Source organism: Streptomyces sp. NPDC030296 (genome assembly GCF_055572815.1).
Genome location: NZ_JBVICQ010000010.1, coordinates 114,688 through 135,614 on the forward strand (window position 1 = coordinate 114,688; position 20,927 = coordinate 135,614).

The window sequence follows — 20,927 nt, forward strand, 5'->3', positions numbered from 1 at the left end:
CCGGGCCGCGGCCTTCCGAGGAGGTCACCCATGGCTACCGCGCCAAGCCCCGCCTTCGACACCGAGACGTTGCGCCGAGGCACCGAGCAGGCGGACGCGTCGACCCTGCTGTCGCTCTACGCGGACGACGCCGAGTTGCGCGTCGTCGACCACAACACCCAGCCCAGCCACCCCAAGGTCCTGCACGGCCGCGGGGAGATCGGCGCGATGCTGGAGGACGTCTGCAGCCGGGACATGACGCACAAGGTGGAGCAGTGCGTCGTCCAGGGCGACCAGGTCGCCTACACCGAGTCCTGCGAGTACCCGGACGGCGTGCGGGTGCTGGCCAGCTCGATGATCACCCTGCGCGACGGCAAGATCGTCGACCACACGCTGCTTCAGGCCTGGGACGAGTAAGACGAGCAAGACGAGTAAGCCGGTCCGCGCGCATCCCGGGACGGCCGTCGGCCGCCGCGACCAGCGGCGCGCCGTCGTGCCGGCGCGCCGTCGTGCCGGCACGCCGTCATGCGGGTGCGCCGCTTGCCGGTACGCCGTCATGCGGGTGCGCCGTCTGCCGGTACGCCGTCATGCGGGTGCGCCCTCATGCGGGGACGCCCAGCGCGTCCAGCAGTCGGTGCATGTCCCCTTCGGCGAGTCCCGGGTTGGAGGCCGCGGGCCAGGCCGTGTCCGGGTCCCTCAGCAGTTCCTCGATCCTGTCCCGGGTGAGCCGGGGATCGGACGCGGCGGCCCTGCGCACCCACACGGCCTCGTCGCGGGTCAGGCGCTCGATCACCTCCGGTGCGGCGTCCGGGTCCTGAACGGCCAGCCGCCGCAAGCGGGGCTCGTCGTGGTCGGCGTACCGGGCGAGGCCCTTCGCCGGGAACTGCGGCAGGCGCACCATGTCGTGGACGGAGCGGCCGTCCCACTCCAGCGCCGTCCGCAGCAACACCCCCGCCGGCGCGTCCGGTTGGTACTCGCAGATCATCAGGCGGACCACGAAGTCCTCGTCCTCGGCGAGCCGTTCGACGAGGTCGGCCGGGAGAGCCGGGTGGACGGCCGCGCTCCTGCGCAGCCAGCGGTGGGCGGAGGCCGCGCAGGCGCGCAGGGCGTCCGAGTCCCCGTCGAGCGCCAGGACCCAGCCGAGGGGGCGCAGGGCGTCCGAGCGCCGCACGCTGTGGTCGACGGCCGCGCGCTGCTCCTCGGTGAGTTCGGGGCGCGCCGACACCGCGCGGCGCACCTCGTGCTCGGGGTCCGTGGCCAGCCGCGCCACGAGGTCGGGCGGCAGCGACGGATTGCCCGCCAGCGTCTGCCGGTCGTAGGGGTCGTCGAGGTCCATGAGCCGCACGGCGGTGGCGCGGGGAAGGCACGCCCCGGCCAGGATCTCCCGGCGGTGCACCGCCGTCATGGCGGCGAGCACGCCGTCGGTGTGGGCGGGGTCCGTCCGGCAGGCCTGCCGGGCCGCCGCCGCGCGTACGGCGGGGTCGGGGTCGTCGAGCAGTGCCTGCCGGTCGGCCGGGGTCAGCATGTCCCAGGCCCGGCACACGCCTGCGCGGACGCCGGGGTCGTCGTGGCCGGTGTGACGGGCGAGGACTCGGACCGGGATGCTCGGGGACATGGCCGCCGTGCCGCGCACCTCCGGGTCTGCGGCGGTGAGCAGTCGGGTGTACGCGGCGTCGGGGAGGGGTTCGGCGGTGGCGCGGTACGGGGTCGGGCCGTGCGCCAGCTCCAGCAGTACCCGGCGGTCGGCGTCGTCCACCAGCCGTGCCCGGTCGGCCGCGGGGGCGACCTCGCTCTGGGCGAAGGAGGCGCGCATCCGCCAGTCCGGGTGGGTGACGAACGCGTCGACCGCGGCGGTGGGCAGCTCCGCCCGCCGGCAGAGCCAGAGCCAGGCGGCCTTCGTCTCGGGCCGCGTCAGCCGCAGCAGCACCCCGGTGCTCGCGGCCCTGTTCAGGGCCAGGCCCTGGACGACCTCGTTCCGTTGGTACGTCATCGATCGGCTCCCCCGTCGTCGTATCGGCCGGTCATCGTACGGCGGGGGCGGCGGCGGGGAGGGAGAGGCGGTTTCGCGTCATCGCGGGCCGTCCGCCTGTTCCGGGGCGGTCGCGCCGCCATACTGGCCTGCGTGCGCGTAGCGATCATGACGGCGGGTTCCCGGGGCGACGTGGCCCCGTACACCGGGTTGGGGCACGGGCTGGTGCGGGCCGGGCACGAGGTCACCCTGGTGACGCACGACCGCTTCCGGCCGCTGGTGGCGGGCTCGGGGGTCGCCTTCCACGCGCTGCCCGTCGATCCACGGGCCGAGCTGGAGTCGGAGAGCGGGCGGAAGCTGCACCGCAGCGGCACCGGTGCCGGGAAGCTGCTGCGGGCGGTGAACATGGCCCGCGACGCCGTCGGGCGGATGGCCGACGACCTGGTGGTCGCCGCCCGCACCAGCGAGGCCCTGCTACTGGCCGGCACGCTCGCCCCGTTCGGACACACGGTCGCCGAGGCACTGTCGATTCCGAGCTTCGGCGTGAACCTCCAGCCGCTGGCGCCGACGGGCGCGTTCGCGCCCCCGATGACCGGGGTGCGGTCCTGGGGGCCCGTCCTCAACCGGGCGGCGGGGCACGCGGTGAACCTCGCCGTGGAGTGGATCTTCACGGAGGAGGTGCGCAGGCTGCGCGCCGCGTACGGACTGCCGCGCACCGGGCGGATCGCGGCGCGCCGGGCCCGGGAGCGGCTGGGGTGGACGGTGTTCCACGGGTTCAGCGCGCGGGTGGTGCCCCGGCCGGGCGACTGGCGGCGCGGACTGGACGTCACCGGGTACTGGTGGCCGTACGACCGCGAGGACCGGCTGCCCGCTCAGGTGCTGGACTTCCTCGACGCCGGGCCGGCCCCGGTGTTCGTGGGACTCGGCAGTGCCACGGTGCCGGACGCCGAGCGGATGAGCGACCAGGTCGTACGGGCCCTGCGGGCGGCCGGGCTGCGCGGGGTGATCCAGCGCGGCTGGGGCGAACTGCGGGGCGAGGGCGACGACATGCTGACCATCGGCGAGGTGCCGCACTCCCTGCTCTTCCCCCGGATGGCCGCGGTCGTGCACCACGCTGGCGCCGGGACCACGGCGGCGGGCCTGCGCGCCGGTGTCCCCGCCGTACCGGTCCCCGTCCAGTTCGACGAGGCGTTCTGGGCGGCCCGGCTGGTCGCGCTCGGAGTGTCGCCGGGAGCGGTGCCGCTGCGGGGCTTCACCGCCGACGCCCTGGCCGCGGCGCTGCGACGGGCGACCACCGACCCGTCGTACGCCCACCGCGCCCGGGCCCTGGCGGCGGAGCTGAGGGCGGAGGACGGAGTGGCCCCGGTCCTCGAGGCGGTGAACCGGCTGGCGGGCTGAGGCGACGGGTCGGTCCCATCGGACGAGACCGCCGCACGCCGGACCGACCCGCCAACTGCCGACCGGCGAGAGGCGAGAGGCGAGAGGCGCTCCGGTGACCGTCTCAGAAGGCCTCTCGGATCGCCGCGCCAACTCGCCGCCCGAACCCCCCGTCCCACCACACCGCCCGAACCCCCCGTCCCACCACACCGCCCGAACCCCCCGTCCCACCACACCGCCCGGACCGCCCGTCCCACCACGCCGCCCAAACGCCGTCCCGCCACGCTCGCCGGGCTGCGTCCGCCACGCGGTGCCGCTCTGTCCGCCGTCTCAGGAACTCTCCGGGGTCCACCCCACCGGGCGGAGGATCCCGAGGAGCAGTCGGACCAGTTCGTCGACCACCTCGTCGAGGTCGGCGTCGACATAGCCGGCCTGCCAGTCGTGGAGGAGGCCGTTGACGCTGCCGATGAAGGCCGTGGCGGCGAGGCGGTAGTCGCGGTGGGCGGCCTCTCCGCGGTCGGCGGCCGCGGCGGCCTCCGCGCAGAGGAAGTCGACCCAGCGGGAGCGGCGTTCGAGACGCTGCCGCTCCAACCGGGGGCTCACGCCGATGATCTCGGTGAAGGTGATGCGCAACCGGCGCGGATCCCCCGTCACGTTGGCGGCGTACGCACGGAACGCGGCGGTGACCCGCTCGGCGACCGGCCGCCCCTCCGCCGTGGCGAGGCCGTTGAGCGCGGCCTCCTCGGCCCAGTCGTTGACCTGGAGGTGGAGCGCGGCCAGCACGTCCTCCAGGGTGCGGAACTCCTCGTAGAACTGACGGGTCGACAGACCCGCCGCCTCACTGAGGGCCGCGATGGTGGTGCCCCGGAAACCGGGGCCGTCGCCGAAGAGTTGGAGGCCCGCGTCGAGGAAGCGGCGTCGGCGCTCGGCCTGGCGCTCCTCGGCGGACCGTCCTCCGTAACGGCCGGTGGGCTGTTTGAGCCTGCCCGCCACGCTTCTCCTCCCGACACAGCGTCACCCGTTCGACGGCCGAACCGGCGCTCCCCCGATTTTGTCGCGTCCGTGGTCTTGTGGAGAAGCACGCCCGTTCCTTACTTTCCAGTAAGTCAACTCTGAACGCCGCTGTATTCAGATTTCTCGCCCCGTTCTCTCCCCAGAGCCGCCTTGTCATGCCCCCAGCAAGCAGGAGGAACCAGCCATGATCCCCACCCCCGGCCCCCGTCGGCGCCGGGCCCGTCACCTCGGTGCCGTGGCCGCCGCGCTCACCCTGACCGCCTCCGCCGCCGCGACCGCGTCGGCCGCCCCCGCGGCCGGTACCGCGGACCTGCGCGAGGTGATGTTCGTGGGCAACAACTGGGAGGGCACCGCCGATGTCATCAAGGGCTCCGGCGACTTCGCGAAGATCGGCCGGGTGAACGTCATCCCGGACAAGGCCCAGCGGATGGCGGAGATCAACGCCGACCCGATCAAGTGGATCGCCTTCATGACGATCCGCAACAGCGTGGGTGAGGGCCACGACCAGTTCGTGGACGACATGTACTCCACGCCCGACGGCTCGGCGATGGTCGTCTCCCGCCCCAGCTTCGCCGACGTCGTGTCGATCAACCTCACCACCGGCGCCATCAACTGGCGTTTCCCGGTGTCGGGTTTCCGCGCCGACCACATGGCGGTCTCCCCCGACGGCAAGCGGGTCGCGGTCTCGGCGTCGACCGGGAACACGGTGCACGTCCTGGACATCGTCACCGGCAAACAGGTCGGTTCCTTCAAGACCGGCGACAAGCCGCACGAGAACATCTTCACCCGTGACGGCAAGTACATCTGGAACATGGCGATCGGCGATGTGAACACCCAGACCGACGCGCCCTGGCTGGACTGGACGAAGGGCGACCGGAAGATCACCATCGCCGACGCGAACACCTTCCAGCAGGTCAAGGTGATCGACATGCGCGAGCGGCTGAACGCGATCGGACTGAACGACTACTCGGACGCCGTCCGCCCCGCCGCGTTCTCGCCCGACGAGACGAAGCTGTACTTCCAGGTGTCGTTCTTCAACGGCTTCTTCGAGTACGACATCGCAACGGACAAGATCACCCGCACCAAGACCCTGCCGAAGTCGCCGGGGGTCAGCGACGACCGCACCACCTTCGTCAACGACTCCCGTCACCACGGCCTCACGATGAAGCCGGACGGCACCAAGCTGTGCATCGCGGGGACGATGGACGACTACGCGACCGTCGTGGACCGCGCGACCCTCCAGGAAGGGCCGCTCGTCCCCGTCTCCAAGCCGTACTGGTCGACCGTCAGCGGTGACGGAAAGTCCTGTGTGGTGTCCGAGAGCGGCGCCGACCAGGTCACGGTGATCGACTTCGCCACAGGGAAGAAGACCGTGTCCGTGCCGGTCGGCGACCACCCGCAGCGGGTGCGCGTCGCGCAGGTGCCCGTCGGCTGGACCGGGACCTCCGCCCGCTGACCTTCGGCTAGCCGAACTCCGAGGCCAGCCACCCCGACAGCTCCGCGCGCGCCGCGTCCAACCGCGTCGCGGACGGGGCTGTCGCCCCGTTGGTGACCAGGGCGTAGTGCAGCTTGCCCGAGTCGGGGGCGGTGAGCAGCAGCCGTCGGCTGCCGGTGCCGCCCGGTTCCGTGGCCGCCGCGATCGGGGTGGACGTGGTGTACGCCGGCGGCGCGGACGTCACCCCGAGGTCGGACACCACCGTCGTGGACGCGGTGGGGAAGGACGCCGGCAGGTGCAGTTCCGTCGGCTCGGTGCTGCCGTCGGAGCGCCACACCAGCAGGGCGTACTGCCCGGACCCGACGAGCGAGGAGACGTTCGGCAGGGTGCTGGGCACCGGGTTCCAGGTCAGCGTGGTGGAGCCGTCGCGGGAGCGGTCCTCGTAGGTGAAGGCGAGGGCGCTGCCCGCCGTGGCGCTCGGGTAGACCCGGTCGAGGAGCCGGGCGTCCTGGCGGAGCACGGCCGTGCCGGAGTCGTCGAGGCGTACGGCGGAGAGGTCCTCCCCGTTCCAGGCGTCGCCCTCGGTCTGCACCTTGTCGGGGTTGTCGTTCATCAGCTCGCGGTGCCGGCCGTGGTAGATGTCCCACTGCCACTGCGAACCGGACAGGACCGGGCCGGAGGCGGCCGGGTCCGACCACCAACTGCCGCCCTTCACGCGGGAGTCGAGCGCCTGGTACATGGCCTTGTAGACCGTGGGCGCCTTGTCGGAGACCGACCCGGCGAGCGGGTGCCCGAACTCGCTGACGATCGCGGTCGTGCCGCCCGCGGCGGCCCGGTCACGGACGGTCCCGAAGTTGGTGGTGTACTGGCCGTTCTCCGCCTTGCCCCACATGAAGACGCCGGAGATCGCCTTCTGGTCGTAGAAGTGGGTGTTGAAGACGTAGCGCGGGCCGATGGTGCCCGCGTCGAGCAGTCCGCCCTCCTGCTTCTGGAAGTCGATGTTGGCGTTCCAGAAGAGGTTCGGCTCCACGAAGGCGGGCTTGGACTGCCAGCCCGCCGCGTCCATCCGCGCGCGGAACTTGACGTAGAACGGCCACATGACGTCCTTCTCCCACGCCCTGCTCGTCTGCCCCGAGTCGAGGACGCCGGGATGCGGCTCGTTCCACGGGTCGAAGCCGACGACGCCCTGGAACTGGGCCGCCGAGAGGTTCTGCTTGATGTACGCCATGGTCTTCTGGGCGGTGGCCAGGAAGGAGTCCTGGACGCCGTACGTGTTGTGCCAGAAGTCGTACGTCGACTTCGTGACGGCGGCGTTCGAGGTGATGTTCTGCCCCCAGAACGGGCAGATGCCGCAGTACTCGTCGGGATAGTTCCCGAGGTCGACGGCCCACTTGGGCGCGCCGTCGCCGGTGTACCAGCTGTCGGAGTCGAACAGCCAGCGGGAGTAGAGGTCCTGGTGGAAGTCCGGGTAGACCCGGGTCCCCGCGTCGAGGAAGGCGCCGATCTGGGCGGTGGCCGCCGAGAGATAGGCGGTGTCGACCTGGCCGCGCACGGGCTCGGCGTACGCCCAGGACAGCAGGAAGCGGACGGAGTTGCCGCCGCCGAGCGCCCGGAGCGCGGTCGCCGATTTCCTGGCGTCGGCGACCGAGGCGAAGGGCAGACCGTTGTTCTCCTTGAGCTTCGTCTCGCCGGAGACGTTGTAGCCGCGCAGGACGACCTCGCGGCCGAGGCCGTCCTTGAACCTGCCGCCGTCGACCGTGAGGGTCGCCGCGGCCCGGGAGTCGAACCAGAGTTCGTCAGTGAGAGCGGAGGCGGGCTGGGTGGGGCCCGCCGTGGTCAGGAAGCCGGTGACGAGTACCAGGACACCGAGCAGACGTGTGCGCAATCTTGACATGTCCGCCACATTCGACATGTCCCTACCGTCCCAATGGACAGCCGAGCCGTCAATAGCATCTGACGCACGAGTAAGTACCCGTTTTTGCAAGACAGTTCACCTGCAACGGCGATTCTTCGCCGTCGCCGCGGCCCGTCACCCCCCGCTGTGACCACGGCCTTTCGGCGCCGGCCGAAAGGCTTGGCCTGCTTTTCGGTGCGCGGACCACACTGAGGCCGAACCACAGGAGCCCCACCAAGCCCGAGGGTCACGGCACCTTCGCGGGAGGGGGCGGTCCGGCCGGACCGGTTGCGACGACAGAGGAGATCACATGAGCGTGAGAAGTATCAGAAAGCGGGCGGCCGCCATGGTCGTGACGGTGATCGCCGCATTGGCCCTTCCGCTGGCGGCGCAGGCACCAGCACAGGCAGCGCCGAACGTCGCGGCCGGAAGGGCCGCATGGACACCGGAGATCTACCCCCTGTACTCGGGTGAGCGGGTATGGGCACGGGATGTGTCCGGTGCCAATCGGAACGCGGCGCTGCTTGCGTGCTCCGCGGCATCTGGAATCGCCTGCGTGTCGGTTGGCCAGGGCGACGGCAATCACAGCGTCTTCCACCTGTTCAGGTGCGAAACGCGTTCGCTCTCGAACTTCATCGACGCGCTGGCTGTTCGCAACAACCAGACCGGCGGAGCCGTGGTCCGGTTCTGGGGGCCCAACTATCGCGCCAACATCGAGGCGAACGGCCGGATCACCGAGGTCGGCCCGAACGAGGCGGTGTACGACTTCACTCACATCGACATCTGCTGAGGGCACTCGACCCGGGCACGCCGGTCGTGGTGTCCTGGTCGGAAGCCTTTGCGGTGACGGCCGCGGAGTGACGACCGTCTGACGTACAGGTGGTCGAGACCCTGATCGACCACGCCCTCTGGCGAGGGTCAGTCCGTGGCCGCTCGCTCGCTCGTCGGGCGCCTGCGCAAGGTCGGCTCGGTGAGGGGGCGGGGCTGCCAGACGCCGTCGGCGCGGTAGAGGTCCGTGCCCGGCGCCACGATCTCGTCGATCCGGTCGAGCACCGCGTCGTCGAGCACCAGGTCGGCCCCCTTGAGCAGCGAGGTGAGCTGGTCCATCGTGCGCGGGCCGATGATGACCGAGGTGACGGCCGGGTGCACCAGCGGGAAGGCGACGGCCAGTTCCGGCAGGGTGCGGCCCATCTCCTCGGCGAGGGCGACGAGGCGCTCGACGGCCGCGTACTTCTCCGCGTTGCCCGGGAGCGCCGGGTCGAAGCGGTGCGGGGTGAGCCTGGGCCGGCCGGCGGTGAGGTCGACCGGTCGTCCCTCGCGGTAGGCGCCGGACAGGAAGCCCGAGGCGAGCGGCGACCAGGTCAGCACCCCCATGCCCAGGCGCTCCGCGGTGGGCAGCACGGCCCGTTCGATGCCGCGCGCGAGGATCGAGTACGGCGGCTGCTCCGTGCGCAGCCGCATCAGTCCGCGCCGCTCCGCCACGTGGTGCGCCTCGACGAGGTCCTCCGCGGGGAACGTGGAGCAGCCGAACGCCCGGATCTTGCCCGCCCGCACCAGGTCGGTGAGGACGGACAGCGTCTCCTCGATGTCGGTGGTGTGGTCCGGGCGGTGCACCTGGTAGAGGTCGATCCAGTCGGTGTCCAGCCGCCGCAGGCTGTCCTCGACGGCCCGGACGATCCAGCGACGCGAGTTGCCGCTGCGATTGCGTCCCTCGCCCAGCGGGAAGTGCACCTTGGTGGCGAGCACGATGTCGTCGCGCACGCCCTTGAGTGCCTTGCCGACGATCTCCTCGCTCTCCCCTGCCGAGTACATGTCGGCGGTGTCCACGAAGTTGATGCCCGCGTCGAGCGCGGCGCGGATGACGCGCGCGCCGTCCTCGTGGTCCGGGTTGCCGACGGCGCCGAACATCATCGTGCCGAGGCAGTGGGTGCTGACCTCGATGCCGGTCTTGCCGAGGACTCGATAGCGCATGCCGTTGCTCCGTCGCAGGTGGGTGGATCGGGAGCGTCAGCCTAGGAGTTGGAGTGCGCTCGACGGCAAGGGCGGGCGGCGGGAACACACCGGCGGCTCCCGCCCGTCCCGCGCCGGGGTCGGTCCGCTGGGCCGTGTCAGCCGAAGGCGGCGCGCAGTGCGGGCAGCAGCGTCTTCTCCGACCAGTCCAGATAGGCGGGCTGGGACTCGCCGCCGATCTGCACCAGCGCGATCTCGGTGAACCCCGCCTCCGCGTAGGGGCGTACGGCCTCGACGAAGGCGTCCGGGTCGTCGCCGCACGGAATGGACTCGGCGACGTCCTCGGGCCGGACGAACTGGGTGGCCGAGGCGAACGAATCGGGGTGCGGCAGCTCGGAGTTCACCTTCCAGCCGCTGCCGAACCAGCGGAACTGGTCGTGGGCGCGCCGGACGGCCGTGTCACGGTCGGGGTCGTAGCAGATCGGCAACTGACCCACGCGTGGCTTGCCCTCGCCGCCGTGCCGGTCGAAGGCCGACAGCAGTCCGGCGTCCGGCTCCGTCGCGATGACGAGGTCGGCGAGCCGGCCCGCGAGGGCGCAGGACTGCTCGCCGGAGACGGCGATGCCGAGGGGCGGCGGCTCGTCCGGCAGGTCCCACAGCCGGGCGGACTCCACGTCGAAGTGGGGGCCGTGGTGGGTCACATGGCCGCCCTCGAAGAGCCCTCGGATGATCTCCACGGCCTCTTCCAGCATCTCGTGCCGTACGTCGACGGAGGGCCAGCCGCCGCCCACGACATGCTCGTTGAGGTTCTCGCCCGAACCGAGCCCGAGCCGGAACCGCCCCTCGGACAGCAGCTGCATCGTCGCCGCCTTCTGCGCCACCACCGCCGGGTGGTAGCGGAACGACGGGCAGGTCACATAGGTCATCAGCGGGATGCGGGACGTCGCCTGGGCGGCGGCGCCGAGCACGCTCCACGCGTACGGCGAGTGGCCCTGCGAACGCAGCCACGGGAAGTAGTGGTCGGAGGTGACCGAGAAGTCGAAGCCCGCGTCCTCGGCCCGGACGACATGGTCGACGAGCTCACGGGGACCGGCCTGCTCGGTCATCATCGTGTATCCGATGTGCACCATGGCTGCCGGGTCCCCGGCCGGGGCGGGTCCGAAACAGCCCGTCCGCGCCGGAGGGGCGGCGGAGGCGGAACCGTCGGACGCTGGAACCGGGGGCGTGGTGAGAGGAGCGCGGCCATGCGTGAGGTCCTCCCGGCGGTCGGCGAGTGGTACGCGGCGGGCGTCCCGTTCGGGCTCGCGACCGTCGTCACGGTCACCCGGAGCGCGCCTCGCGAACCGGGAGCCGCGCTGGCGGTCGGCCCCGGCGGCGAGGTCGTGGGCAGTGTGTCCGGCGGCTGTGTGGAGGGCGCGGTGTTCGAGCTGGCCCAGGAGGTGGTGGCGTCCGGGCAGGCGCGGCTGGAGACGTTCGGGTACAGCGACGAGGACGCGTTCGCGGTGGGGCTGACCTGCGGCGGGGAGATCGGTGTGCTGGTGCGGCGGGTGACACCCGAGGAGGACCCGGCGCTGGGGGAGGTCGTCCGGGCCGTGGCCGCCGGCCGGCCCGTGACCCTGGCGACCGTCGTCGACGGCCCCGCGCCGCGCGGCGCCACCCTCGCCGTCCGGCCGGAGGCGGTGTCCGGCTCCCTCGGCGCGGCCGGGCTGGACGCGGCGGTCGCCGCCGACGCGCGTGGGGAGCTGGCCCTGGGCGCGACGGTGGAGCGGCACTACGGGCCGCGCGGGGAACGCCGTGAGGACGCCGTGACCGTGTTCCTGCACTCGTTCGCGCCGCCGCCGCGCATGCTGGTGTTCGGCGCGATCGACTACGCGGCCGCGGTCGCCCGTATCGGCGTCTTCCTGGGCTACCGGGTGACGGTGTGCGACGCCCGGCCGGTCTTCGCCACGCCGCAGCGGTTCCCGGACCCCGTCGAGGTGGTCGTCGAGTGGCCGCACCGCTTCCTGCGCGGGACGCCCACCGACGACCGCACGGTCGTCTGCGTCCTGACCCACGACCCGAAGTTCGACGTGCCGCTGCTGGAGGAGGCGCTGCGCCGGCCGGCCGCGTACATCGGGGCGATGGGCAGCCGCCGTACGCACGACGACCGGATGCGGCGGCTGCGGGAGGCCGGCCTGGACGACGCCGAGCTGGCCCGGCTGCGCTCCCCCGTCGGCCTCGACCTTGGCGCCCGTACGCCCGAGGAGGTGGCGGTGTCCGTGGCGGCCGAGATCGTCGCGCTCAGATGGGGCGGCAGCGGGGCGCCGCTGACGGCGACGTCCGGGGTGATCCATCCGCCGGCCCCGTGAATCCGTCAGCGCCGACCCCTGAAAGCCGTGGCGGCGACCGTGACGGGCCCCGGTGAGGCTCAGGTCCGGGGCGGCAGCCGGTGCAGGCGTACGTCCCTCAGCTCGCCGTCCGCCGCGGTCGCCGTCATGTAGGTGCAGTGCGGCTGGCGGCGCCGGTCCGTCGGGGAGCCCGGATTGAGCAGCCTCAGGCCGGTGTCGGTGGTGGTGTCCCAGGGGATGTGGCTGTGGCCGAAGACGAGGACGTCGGTGTCGGGGAAGCGGTCGGCGCAGCGGCGTTCGCGGCCCTGGGCCGGGCCCGTCTCGTGGACCACGGCGAGACGCAGCCCGTCGAGGTCGGCACGGGCCACCTCGGGGAGGCGGGCGCGCAGGGCGGGGCCGTCGTTGTTGCCGTACACCCCGATGAGGCGGCGGGAGCGCTGTTCGAGGAGGTCGAGGGTGGCCTCGTCGACCCAGTCGCCGGCGTGGACGACCACGTCGGCGTGCGGGAGGTCGGCGAGGAGCCGCTCGGGCAGCGCCCTGGCGCGTCGGGGCAGGTGGGTGTCGGACATCAGGAGCAGGCGCACACCACCAGGGTGTCAGCCGATGGGGATCTCCGCCCACACCTGTTTGCCGCCGCTCACCGGTAGGGTGCCCCACGCCGCCGACACTGCCTCGACGAGGAGGACACCGCGGCCGCCCGTGGCCTGCCAGCCGATGTTGGCCGGTTTGATCGGGGTGCGCGGCGAGTTGTCGGCGACGGCGACCCGCAGCCGGTCCTGGAGGAGGGTGAGGTCGAGGCGGACCCTGCCGTCGGTGTGCACGAGGGCGTTGGTGACGAGTTCGGAGACCACGAGGAGGACGGCGTCCGCCTCCTCCCGGATGCCCCAGGCCCGCAGGACACGCCGGGTGTAGCGGCGGGCCTGGCCGACCGCCTGGGGCAACCGCCACACCGTCCAGTTCTCGCGGCGCGGACGCAGGGCCATGCCGTCGTAGCGGACCAGGAGCAGGGCCACGTCGTCGTCGCGGTTGGCGCCGCCGAGCAGGGTGTCGGCCACGACGCCGAGGTGGGCGGGGTCGGCGGCTGACAGGCCGGAGGCGAGCTGGTCGAGGCCGTCCTCCACGTCGAGGTCGGCGGACTCGACGAGGCCGTCCGTGGTGAGCGCGAGCAGGGCGCCGGGGGCCAGGCGCAGCGAGGCCATCGGGAAGTCGGCCTGCCGGAGGACGCCGAGCGGGGGCCCTCCCTCGGACTCGGTGATCTCGGCGGTGCCGTCCGGGTGACGCAGCACGGGCGGGATGTGGCCGGCGCGGACGTACCAGGCCAGGCCCTCCTCCATGTCGACGTCGACGTAGCAGCAGGTGGCGAAGAGGTCGGTCTCCATGTCGACGAGGAGGCGGTTGGCGTGCGCGACGACGACGTCCGGGGGGTGCCCCTCGACTGCGTACGCGCGCAGGGCGGTGCGCATCTGGCCCATGAGGGTGGCGGCGCCCGCGTTGTGGCCCTGGACGTCGCCGATGACGAACGCGACATGGTTGTCGGACAGGGGGATCACGTCGTACCAGTCGCCGCCGACCTCCAGCCCGGCGGTGGTGGGCAGGTAGCGGGCGACGGCGACCGCGCCGGGCAGCCGCGGCAGGCGGCGCGGGAGGAGGGTGCGCTGGAGCATGCCGACGAGTTCGTGTTCGGCGTCGAAGGCGTGGGCCCGCATCAGGGCCTGACCGGCCAGGCCCGCGGCTGCGGTGAGCAGGGCGCGTTCCTCGGGGCCGAAGTCGTGGGGGCTGTCCCAGCCGATCAGGCAGGCCCCGGCCATCCGGCCGCCGGCCGACAGCGGGAGGACGGCGAGGCCGCCCGGTCCGACCTCGGCGAGTGCGGGCTCCAGATCGGCGTCGGCGGGCCAGACCGCGGCACGGCCCTCGCGGAGCGCCGTGGCGAGGGTCGGCATGGTGCGCACCGGCGCGTCGGGCCATTCGGTGCGCCACTCGGTGCGCCAGACCTCGGGCCACGCCTCGGGCTGGGGCGGATCGAGCACGGTGACGACGAGCCGGTCGCCCTCCAGTTCGGCGAGGGCGATCCGGTCCGCCTGGAGGGGCTTGCGGAGAGCGGCGACGACGGCCTGGCTGACGTCCCGGACGGTGCCGGCGGTGGCGAGGGCGGCGGCGAGGCGCTGGACGCGGGCCACGTCACCGCGTCCGGTGCGCAGGGTGGAGGCGTCGGCGACGGTGCCGACGAGGCGGGCCTCGCGGTCCTCGCCGCCGGGCAGCAGCCTGCCGCGCAACCTGAGCCACTTCTGTTCGCCGGAAGGCTGCAGGATGCGGAACTCCAGCTCCCGGTCGCCGATGGACATGTGGTCGGCCTCGACGACGGACATCACGGCGGGCAGGTCCTCGGGCACGGTCATCGCGAGCAGGGTCTCGACCCGGCCCTCGAAGTCGTCGGGGCCGATCCCGAACAGCTCCAGCAGCTGGTCGTCGACCTCGATCTGTCCGGTGTCCATGGCCAGGTCGAACGAGGCGCCCGGGCCGAGCGGCGGGGCCGGGGCGGCCCGGGTGACCGCCTCCGCGAACAGGTCGAGGCACTGCCGGTCCTCGGCGGCGAAGCCGTCCAGGTCGTCGCTCACGGCGAGCAGACAGCCCCGTTCGTCCAGCGGCAGCACCCCCACCGAGAACTCACCGACGACCGAGCGGCGGGCGTCCGCGTCCTGGACGAGGTCGGCGGAGCCGCGCCACACCGGGTGGCCCGTGCGGACCGCCTCGGCGAGGGAGGTGGCGCCGGAGGTGGGATAGCTGTCGAGCAGCCCGTACAGGTTCGTCGGGACGCCGGCCGACGCGGTCAGGGAGAGCCGCTCGCCCTCGTCGTCCGGGGTGTAGACGGCGGCGAGCGTCGCCTCCGTGAAGACGAGCACCTGTTCGAGGATGGCGTGGAGGCGGTCGCGTGGGTCGAGGTCGTCGGCGAGGGACGCGAGGGCAAGTTCGGCACGCGGCTTCCTCGTTCCGCGTCCCGCCGCGCCCTCACTGACCACGTCCGCAATTACAGCGCTTCCGGCACGCGCGCGCAGCCCCTGTGGCCGGTCCGGGGGAGACCGGAACACACAGCGCGCACAGCGGGGATCGAAAGGGCCCGAACAAGTCTTTACGCATGCGTTCCGCACGGTGATCGCGTGACACGCGTGACGGCTTTCCGGTGACAGCCGTGACTGTCGGGCGCCCCGCCCGGCTGGAAGGCTCGACACCACACGGCCCAGGGACACGGCTCACACGACCCGGGGGGACTCGCATGGACAAGCGGTACGAGGCGTACGCGCTCGCCGACAGACACTTCTACGAGACACCGGACCGGCTGTCGGCCGGTGAGCGCGCCGGCACGACCGCGCCCGAGTACGACACGGCCCGCCGGGCGGTGCCCGAGGGCTGGCGGGCCGCCCGGATCGGCGACTGGCTGACCCTGACCCCCGTCGACGGAGCCGGCCGTCCGCGCCCCGCGCCCACCCAGGGCTGGAAGGTGCACGCCTCCGCCACCCGGGCGAACGCGGAGCGGATCGCGGCGACCGTGTGGGACTACTGCGTGCCCCGGCTGATCCCGTTCAAGTTCGTGCCCGGCCCGCATCTGCTGCATCTGCGCAACGCCAAGTACGCGGGCCGCGACACCAGCGGCAAGTTCGTCACGATCTACCCGGCCGACGAGGAGCAGCTGCACCTCGTCCTGCGGGAACTGGGCGCGCTCCTGGAGGGCCTCGACGGCCCGTACATCCTCACCGACCTGCGCTGGAACGAAGGTCCCCTCTACGTCCGCTACGGCGCCTTCGCCCGGTCCTTCGTCGTCGACGAGCGCGGCTCGCTGGTCCCTGCGGTCCGCGACGGCTCGGGCACCCTGGTGCCGGACCAGCGGAAGCCGACCTTCCATGTACCCGAGTGGGTGACGCTGCCCGCGTTCCTCGCACCGCAGCTGGCGGCGCGGAACACCACCACGGTCGGCGATCTGCCGTACCGCATCGAGAAGGCCCTGCACTTCTCCAACGGCGGCGGGGTGTACGTCGGCACCGACACCCGTGACGGGCGCAAGGTGGTCCTCAAGGAGGGGCGCCCGCACGCCGGGCTGGCCGCCGACGGGGCCGACGCGGTGACCCGGCTGGAGCGGGAGAGGGCCGCGCTGGAGCGGCTGTCGGGGCTGGGCGTCGTGCCCGAGGTCCGCGACTGGTTCACCCTCGGCGACCACCGCTTCCTCGTCATGGACTTCGTCGAGGGCCGCCCGCTCAACTCGTACGTCGCGGAACGCCACCCCCTGCTGGCCTCCGATCCCGACCCGGACGCGGTGGCCGCGTACACCGACTGGGCGTTACGAATCCACCGGGCCGTCGAGGAGGCGGTCGAGTCGGTGCACGCGCGCGGGATCGTCTTCAACGACCTGCACGTCTTCAACATCATGGTCGCGCCGGACGAGCGGTCGGTGTCCCTGCTGGACTTCGAGGCGGCGGCCCCCACCGAGGAGAACGGCCGGCAGATCGTCGCCCACCCCGGCTTCCTGGCACCCCCGGACCGCACGGGCCCCGACATCGACCGCTACGCCCTCGCCTGTCTGCGCCTCGCGCTGTTCCTGCCGGTCACCTCGCTCCTCGTGATCGACCGGGCGAAGGCCGCGCATCTGGCCGCGGTGATCGCGGGACAGTTCCCGGCCGTGCCACGACGGTTCCTGGACGAGGCGGTCGCCGAGATCGTACGGGCGGGCGCAAGCACGGGCACCGGGCGCGAGGCGGACGGCCAGGGGCGGGCGGCAGGGGGCGGCGTCGGCGCGCGGGGGGTTGACGCAGCGGGCGGCGACGGCGCACGGGGGCGCGGCGCGGTGAGCGGCGACGGCGCACCGGGGCTTGGCGCTGTGAGCGGCGACGCACGGGGGCTTGGTTCAGGGGGCGGCGGCACCCCCGTCGTCCCCGCCGGGGCCTCGCCGTTCGCGTCGCTCGCCGAGCCCGTGGACTGGCCGTACAGCCGGGACTCGATGGTCAAGGCGATCCTGGCGTCGGCCACACCCGAGCGGGACGACCGGCTCTTCCCCGGTGACGTCGCCCAGTTCTCGGACGGCGGCGGTCTCGGCCTCGCCCATGGAGCCGCCGGCGTGCTGTACGCGCTGGCCGTGACGGGGGCCGAGCGGTACGAGGAGGGCGAGCGCTGGCTGCTCGACCACACCGACCCGGTGCCCCTCGGCACTCCGCTGGGCCTGTACGACGGGCTCGCCGGGGTGGCGCACGTCCTGGACCTGCTCGGTCACCGGGAACGGGCCCTCGACCTCGTCGAGCGCGTCCTGTCCGAGAAGTGGCACAAGCTCTCCTCCGACCTGCGCGGCGGCCTGGCCGGACTCGGGCTGGTCCTCGGGCACCTGGCACGGGCCACCGGCGAGACGGAGCTGGACGAACGCGCCGACGAGATCGCGGCGCTCCTCGTGCGGCGCCTCGCCGAGCCCCGCCCCGCACCGCCCCGCCGACGCGCCGGCCTGCTGCGCGGCGCGAGCGGTCCCGCGCTCCTGCTGCTGCGCCGGTACGAGGCGACGGGCGACCGAGCGCTCCTCGACGCGGCGGGCGACGCCCTGCGGCTCGACCTGGAGTGCCTCGTCGAGCAGAAGAACGGCGGCCTGGCCGTCGACGAGGGCTGGCGGACGATGCCGTACCTCGGCGACGGCGGGGCGGGCCTCGGCATGGTCCTCGACGACTACCTGGCGGCGAGGGGGCTCCCCGGCGCCTCCGGTGACTTCGAGCGGGCCCGTGCGGGTGTCCTCGCCGCCGCCACCTACCGCTTCTACGCGCAGCCCGGTCTTTTCGAGGGCAGGGCCGGAATGATCCTCCATCTCGCGCGGACGGGCGCGTCCCGTGACCTGCTCAGGGAGCAGGTCGACGCGCTCGGCTGGCACGCCATGCCGTACCAGGGGCAGCTCGCCTTCCCCGGCAGTCACCTGATGCGGCTCTCCATGGACCTCGGTACCGGAACGGCGGGGTGCCTGCTGGCACTCGGTGCGGCGCTCGCCGACGACGCCCGGCCCCACCTGCCGTTCCTTCCGCCGCCACGGCGGCCCTGAGACGCGGCTCCGCGCTCCGGCGGAGTCGTGACGCACCACCCCGTCCCCAGGTCCCCCTCGGGGGAACCCAACCGAAAGGAAGCGACATGGCACTCCTCGACCTGCAGACGATGGAAGCCGACGAGACCACGGGCACCGGCGGGCCCAGCTCCCTGAGCGTGCTGTCGTGTGTGAGCGCGGCCAGCATCACTCTCTGTCTCTGACCCGGCGGGGCGCCAGCCCCGGACGGTCTTCCGTCGCATCGGCGCGGCACCGCGGTCGCATCCGCGGCGGCGGGGTCGCGCCACGGCTCCGGACGGTCCCTCCTCCCCAGTCCGGGGAGGGGCCGTCCGGGCCCTGCGCATGTCCGGCCCCCGTACGGCGCCTCCCCGCCCGGGTGGAGCGCCGACCTCGGCAGTCCCCCGGCAGTTTCCGGCCCCACGTCAGGACGGGTATGACGACCCTCACCGAACCCGGTGGTCACGCCGAACAGGGTGGTCACGGTCCGGCCGCCGCGTCCACCGACCCCGCCACGGCCCGCGCGTCAGGTACGCCGCCCGCACCGCCCGTGTCCGACGCCCTGCTGTCCGCGACGGTGCGGTACTCCGCGCGCCGCTGCACCGCCCTCGTGCTGGTGGCCCTGGCCACGACGGGGGCGAACCTGGTGCTGCCGGTCGCCCTGGGCCGCGCCCTGGACCTCCTGCTGACGGCCGACCCGGCGGCGACCCGCTGGGTGCTGTGGTGCGCCGCGCTGATGCTGCTCCTCACCGTGCTGGACGCGGTGGAGACCGTCGTCGGCGGGACGACGAGCGCGCGGGCCACGGCCTGGCTGCGCCGGCGTCTGACGGGGCACGTGCTGGCGGTGGGCCCGCGCGCCGTCGCCGGGTCCGGCCCCGGGGACCTGGTGGCACGGCTGGTGGGGAACGCCGCGCAGGCGGGAACGGCCCCCGCCACCGTGGCCGCGCTGCTCGCCGCGCTCGCCGGGCCGGTGGGCGCGGTGGCGGCGCTCGCCCTGATCCACCCATGGCTGGCGGGGGTGTTCCTGGTCGGGGCCCCCGCCTTGGCCCTGCTGCTGCGCGGACTCGCCCGTGACTCCTCGGCCTGTGTGACCCGCTACCAGGAGCTCCAGGGTCGTATCGCCGCCGGACTGGCCGAGGCCGTCGCCGGTGCGCGCACGATCGCGGCGGCCGGAACCGCCGGCCGGACCGTGGCCCGCGTCCTGCGCCCGCTGCCGGAACTCTCCCGCGAGGGCCACCGCATGTGGCGCGTCCAGGGGCGCGCCGCCGCGCGGGCCGCCGCCGTGGCCCCGCTGCTCCAGATCGGGGTGCTGGCGACGGCCGGTGCGCTGCTCGCCCGGCGACAGATGTCGGTCGGCGAGCTGCTGGCCGCGTCGCGTTACGCCGTGCTGGCGGCGGGCGTCGGCGTCCTCGTCGGACAGCTCTCCGGGCTGGTCCGCGCCCGGGCGGCGGCCCGGCGCCTCGACGAGGTGCTGGCCGAGCCTCCGCTCGGGTACGGGCAACGCCGGCTGCCGCCGTCCGGGCGCGGCCGGCTGGAGCTGCGCGGGGTGACCGTCCGCCGGGGCGCGCGCCCCGTCCTGGACGGGGTGGACCTCGTCGTGCCGGCCGGGACGACGCTCGCCGTGGTCGGTCGCTCCGGCGCGGGCAAGTCGCTGCTCGCCGCCGTCGCCGGCCGTCTGATCGACCCGGACGAGGGAGAGGTACGGCTGGACGGTGTGCACCTGCGCGCGCTGGACCACCGGGAGCTGCGCGCAGCGATCACCCACGCGTTCGAACGGCCCGCCCTGCTCGGCGACTCGATCGAGGACACCATCGCCCTCGGCGTCTCCCGCCCCTCCGCCGGCCGGGTGCGCCAGGCTGCGCGGGCCGCTCGCGCCGACGTCTTCATCAACCGCCTCCCCCACGGCTATGCCACCCGCTGCGCCGAGGCCCCCCTGTCGGGCGGCGAGACCCAGCGCCTCGGCCTCGCCCGAGCCTTCGCCCGCACGCCCCGTCTCCTCGTCCTCGACGACGCCCTCTCCAGCCTCGACACGGTCACCGAGCACGCCATCACCGCCGCCCTCCTCCACCGCACCCCCGCCCGCACCCGCCTCCTCATCACCCACCGCCCCACCACAGCCGCCGCCGCGGACACCGTCGTCTGGCTAGACGGGGGTCGAGTACGAGCAACGGGAACACACCGGGAGCTCTGGCACCTGCGGGGTTACCGGGAGCTGTTCGGGGCGGGGGGCGATGGGTTGGCGGGGGCGGACGGAGCGGAGGGCGACGGATCGATGGGGGCGTGCGGGAGATTCGGGGGCGTACGGAACGCCGGGCGCGCCGGTCACGCCGGGGAGGGGAGCCCGTCGAGCCGCGTTTGCGAGCCGCCCCACCCAACGGAGGGAGGGAACTGATGCGAAGGCGACGGGCCGCCAGGCAGCCGGACTCCCCGGCATTGGCGACCGAACCGCCGTCGGGCGAGGAGCCCGTGGAGCCTCGCCCGACGGACAGCGAGACGCACCCACAGCCCCGCCGCACGACGGACAGCGAGACGCGCCCGGAGCCCCGCACGGAGGACGGTGGGAAGTACCCAGGGCCCCGGCCCCGCACGGAGGACGGCGTGGAGTACCCAGCGCCCCGCGCGGCGGACGGCGAGGGGACCGGGCCGGTGGGAAGCGACCGCGCCGGAGCCGTACCGGACGGAGGCAGCGCCGAAGCCGCGCCAGACGGAGGCACCGCCGGAGCCGTACCGGACGGAGGCACCGCCGAAGCCCCGCCAGACGGCAGCGCCGGAGCCGCGCCGGGCGGAGGCACCGCCGGAGCCGTGCCGGACGGTGACTCCGCCGGATCAGCAGCCGCCCGCGTCGTTCCAGAGCCTCTGGCCCCACGCCGCCCCCTTCTCGCCGGTCTCGCTGAGCCTCCGCCTCCGCTCCGCCCTCCTCACCTCGG

At 73.5% G+C, this 20,927-nt stretch carries 15 protein-coding genes; 8 read left to right on the forward strand and 7 right to left on the reverse strand.

Annotated features, from left to right (window positions below):
- Nucleotides 1-30: 30 nt before the first annotated feature.
- A complete protein-coding gene (locus tag ACZ4Z3_RS27820) occupies nt 31-396 on the forward strand; it encodes a nuclear transport factor 2 family protein (protein ID WP_468503580.1) in 366 nt (121 codons plus the stop codon).
- Between the two features lie 184 nt (nt 397-580).
- On the opposite strand, the gene ACZ4Z3_RS27825 is transcribed toward ACZ4Z3_RS27820, so the two are convergent.
- Nucleotides 581-1,969, reverse strand: coding sequence for a hypothetical protein (locus ACZ4Z3_RS27825; protein WP_468503581.1), 1,389 nt, complete (start codon nt 1,967-1,969; stop codon nt 581-583).
- Between the two features lie 147 nt (nt 1,970-2,116).
- Between ACZ4Z3_RS27825 and ACZ4Z3_RS27830 the strand changes: the two genes are divergently transcribed.
- A complete protein-coding gene (locus ACZ4Z3_RS27830; RefSeq protein WP_468503810.1) occupies nt 2,117-3,346 on the forward strand; it encodes a glycosyltransferase in 1,230 nt (409 codons plus the stop codon).
- A 309-nt stretch (nt 3,347-3,655) separates the two neighbouring features.
- On the opposite strand, the gene ACZ4Z3_RS27835 is transcribed toward ACZ4Z3_RS27830, so the two are convergent.
- Nucleotides 3,656-4,318: a TetR/AcrR family transcriptional regulator gene (locus ACZ4Z3_RS27835; protein WP_468503582.1), complete on the reverse strand. Its 663-nt coding sequence runs from the start codon at nt 4,316-4,318 to the stop codon at nt 3,656-3,658.
- Between the two features lie 205 nt (nt 4,319-4,523).
- Between ACZ4Z3_RS27835 and ACZ4Z3_RS27840 the strand changes: the two genes are divergently transcribed.
- Nucleotides 4,524-5,795, forward strand: coding sequence for a YncE family protein (locus ACZ4Z3_RS27840; RefSeq protein WP_468503583.1), 1,272 nt, complete (start codon nt 4,524-4,526; stop codon nt 5,793-5,795).
- Between the two features lie 7 nt (nt 5,796-5,802).
- Here ACZ4Z3_RS27840 and ACZ4Z3_RS27845 read toward each other — a convergent pair whose 3' ends face one another.
- Entirely contained in the window at nt 5,803-7,668 is a 1,866-nt protein-coding gene (locus ACZ4Z3_RS27845) for a glycoside hydrolase family 5 protein (RefSeq protein ID WP_468503584.1), read from the reverse strand.
- Nucleotides 7,669-7,978: 310 nt separating this feature from the next.
- On the opposite strand from ACZ4Z3_RS27845, the gene ACZ4Z3_RS27850 reads away from it, so the two are divergent.
- Nucleotides 7,979-8,458, forward strand: coding sequence for a hypothetical protein (locus tag ACZ4Z3_RS27850; RefSeq protein ID WP_468503585.1), 480 nt, complete (start codon nt 7,979-7,981; stop codon nt 8,456-8,458).
- A 128-nt stretch (nt 8,459-8,586) separates the two neighbouring features.
- Here the strand turns inward: ACZ4Z3_RS27850 and ACZ4Z3_RS27855 are convergent, their stop codons facing one another.
- Together ACZ4Z3_RS27855 and ACZ4Z3_RS27860 are read right to left on the reverse strand one after the other, a co-directional pair.
- Nucleotides 8,587-9,639, reverse strand: coding sequence for an aldo/keto reductase (locus ACZ4Z3_RS27855; RefSeq protein WP_468503586.1), 1,053 nt, complete (start codon nt 9,637-9,639; stop codon nt 8,587-8,589).
- Between the two features lie 137 nt (nt 9,640-9,776).
- On the reverse strand, nt 9,777-10,748 hold the full coding sequence (locus ACZ4Z3_RS27860; protein WP_468503587.1) for an LLM class F420-dependent oxidoreductase: 972 nt from the start codon (nt 10,746-10,748) through the stop codon (nt 9,777-9,779).
- A 114-nt stretch (nt 10,749-10,862) separates the two neighbouring features.
- Here ACZ4Z3_RS27860 and ACZ4Z3_RS27865 point away from each other — a divergent pair, with 114 nt between their 5' ends.
- Nucleotides 10,863-11,966: an XdhC family protein gene (locus ACZ4Z3_RS27865; protein WP_468503588.1), complete on the forward strand. Its 1,104-nt coding sequence runs from the start codon at nt 10,863-10,865 to the stop codon at nt 11,964-11,966.
- A 59-nt stretch (nt 11,967-12,025) separates the two neighbouring features.
- Here the strand turns inward: ACZ4Z3_RS27865 and ACZ4Z3_RS27870 are convergent, their stop codons facing one another.
- Together ACZ4Z3_RS27870 and ACZ4Z3_RS27875 are read right to left on the reverse strand one after the other, a co-directional pair.
- Complete coding sequence (locus tag ACZ4Z3_RS27870) at nt 12,026-12,529, reverse strand: metallophosphoesterase family protein (protein ID WP_468503589.1); 504 nt, start codon at nt 12,527-12,529, stop codon at nt 12,026-12,028.
- 12 nt (nt 12,530-12,541) lie between these two features.
- The gene (locus tag ACZ4Z3_RS27875) at nt 12,542-14,962 is read right to left on the reverse strand and encodes a SpoIIE family protein phosphatase (RefSeq protein WP_468503590.1); all 2,421 of its coding nucleotides are present in this window, start codon (nt 14,960-14,962) and stop codon (nt 12,542-12,544) included.
- A 254-nt stretch (nt 14,963-15,216) separates the two neighbouring features.
- Between ACZ4Z3_RS27875 and lanKC the strand changes: the two genes are divergently transcribed.
- The 3 genes from lanKC to ACZ4Z3_RS27890 all read left to right on the forward strand — a co-directional run bounded on the left by lanKC (nt 15,217) and on the right by ACZ4Z3_RS27890 (nt 20,392).
- Nucleotides 15,217-18,003 carry a class III lanthionine synthetase LanKC gene (gene lanKC / locus ACZ4Z3_RS27880; protein WP_468503591.1) on the forward strand — a complete coding sequence of 929 codons (2,787 nt, stop codon included), beginning with the start codon at nt 15,217-15,219 and terminating at the stop codon, nt 18,001-18,003.
- Between the two features lie 86 nt (nt 18,004-18,089).
- Nucleotides 18,090-18,206 (forward strand): SapB/AmfS family lanthipeptide, encoded by a 117-nt coding sequence (locus tag ACZ4Z3_RS27885; RefSeq protein WP_005483995.1) that lies wholly within the window; start codon nt 18,090-18,092, stop codon nt 18,204-18,206.
- A 230-nt stretch (nt 18,207-18,436) separates the two neighbouring features.
- Nucleotides 18,437-20,392, forward strand: coding sequence for an ABC transporter ATP-binding protein (locus tag ACZ4Z3_RS27890; RefSeq protein WP_468503592.1), 1,956 nt, complete (start codon nt 18,437-18,439; stop codon nt 20,390-20,392).
- Nucleotides 20,393-20,927 lie beyond the last annotated feature (535 nt).

Excerpts from the sequence above, each read along its gene's own strand:
- ACZ4Z3_RS27820 (WP_468503580.1), top strand. The coding sequence starts at position 31 with ATGGCTACCGCGCCAAGCCCCGCCTTCGACACCGAGACGTTGCGCCGA.
- ACZ4Z3_RS27825 (WP_468503581.1), bottom strand. The coding sequence starts at position 1,969 with ATGACGTACCAACGGAACGAGGTCGTCCAGGGCCTGGCCCTGAACAGG.
- ACZ4Z3_RS27830 (WP_468503810.1), top strand. The coding sequence starts at position 2,117 with ATGACGGCGGGTTCCCGGGGCGACGTGGCCCCGTACACCGGGTTGGGG.
- ACZ4Z3_RS27840 (WP_468503583.1), top strand. The coding sequence starts at position 4,524 with ATGATCCCCACCCCCGGCCCCCGTCGGCGCCGGGCCCGTCACCTCGGT.
- ACZ4Z3_RS27845 (WP_468503584.1), bottom strand. The coding sequence starts at position 7,668 with ATGTCAAGATTGCGCACACGTCTGCTCGGTGTCCTGGTACTCGTCACC.
- ACZ4Z3_RS27850 (WP_468503585.1), top strand. The coding sequence starts at position 7,979 with ATGAGCGTGAGAAGTATCAGAAAGCGGGCGGCCGCCATGGTCGTGACG.
- ACZ4Z3_RS27855 (WP_468503586.1), bottom strand. The coding sequence starts at position 9,639 with ATGCGCTATCGAGTCCTCGGCAAGACCGGCATCGAGGTCAGCACCCAC.
- ACZ4Z3_RS27860 (WP_468503587.1), bottom strand. The coding sequence starts at position 10,748 with ATGGTGCACATCGGATACACGATGATGACCGAGCAGGCCGGTCCCCGT.
- ACZ4Z3_RS27865 (WP_468503588.1), top strand. The coding sequence starts at position 10,863 with ATGCGTGAGGTCCTCCCGGCGGTCGGCGAGTGGTACGCGGCGGGCGTC.
- lanKC (WP_468503591.1), top strand. The coding sequence starts at position 15,217 with ATGGACAAGCGGTACGAGGCGTACGCGCTCGCCGACAGACACTTCTAC.
- ACZ4Z3_RS27885 (WP_005483995.1), top strand. The coding sequence starts at position 18,090 with ATGGCACTCCTCGACCTGCAGACGATGGAAGCCGACGAGACCACGGGC.
- ACZ4Z3_RS27890 (WP_468503592.1), top strand. The coding sequence starts at position 18,437 with ATGACGACCCTCACCGAACCCGGTGGTCACGCCGAACAGGGTGGTCAC.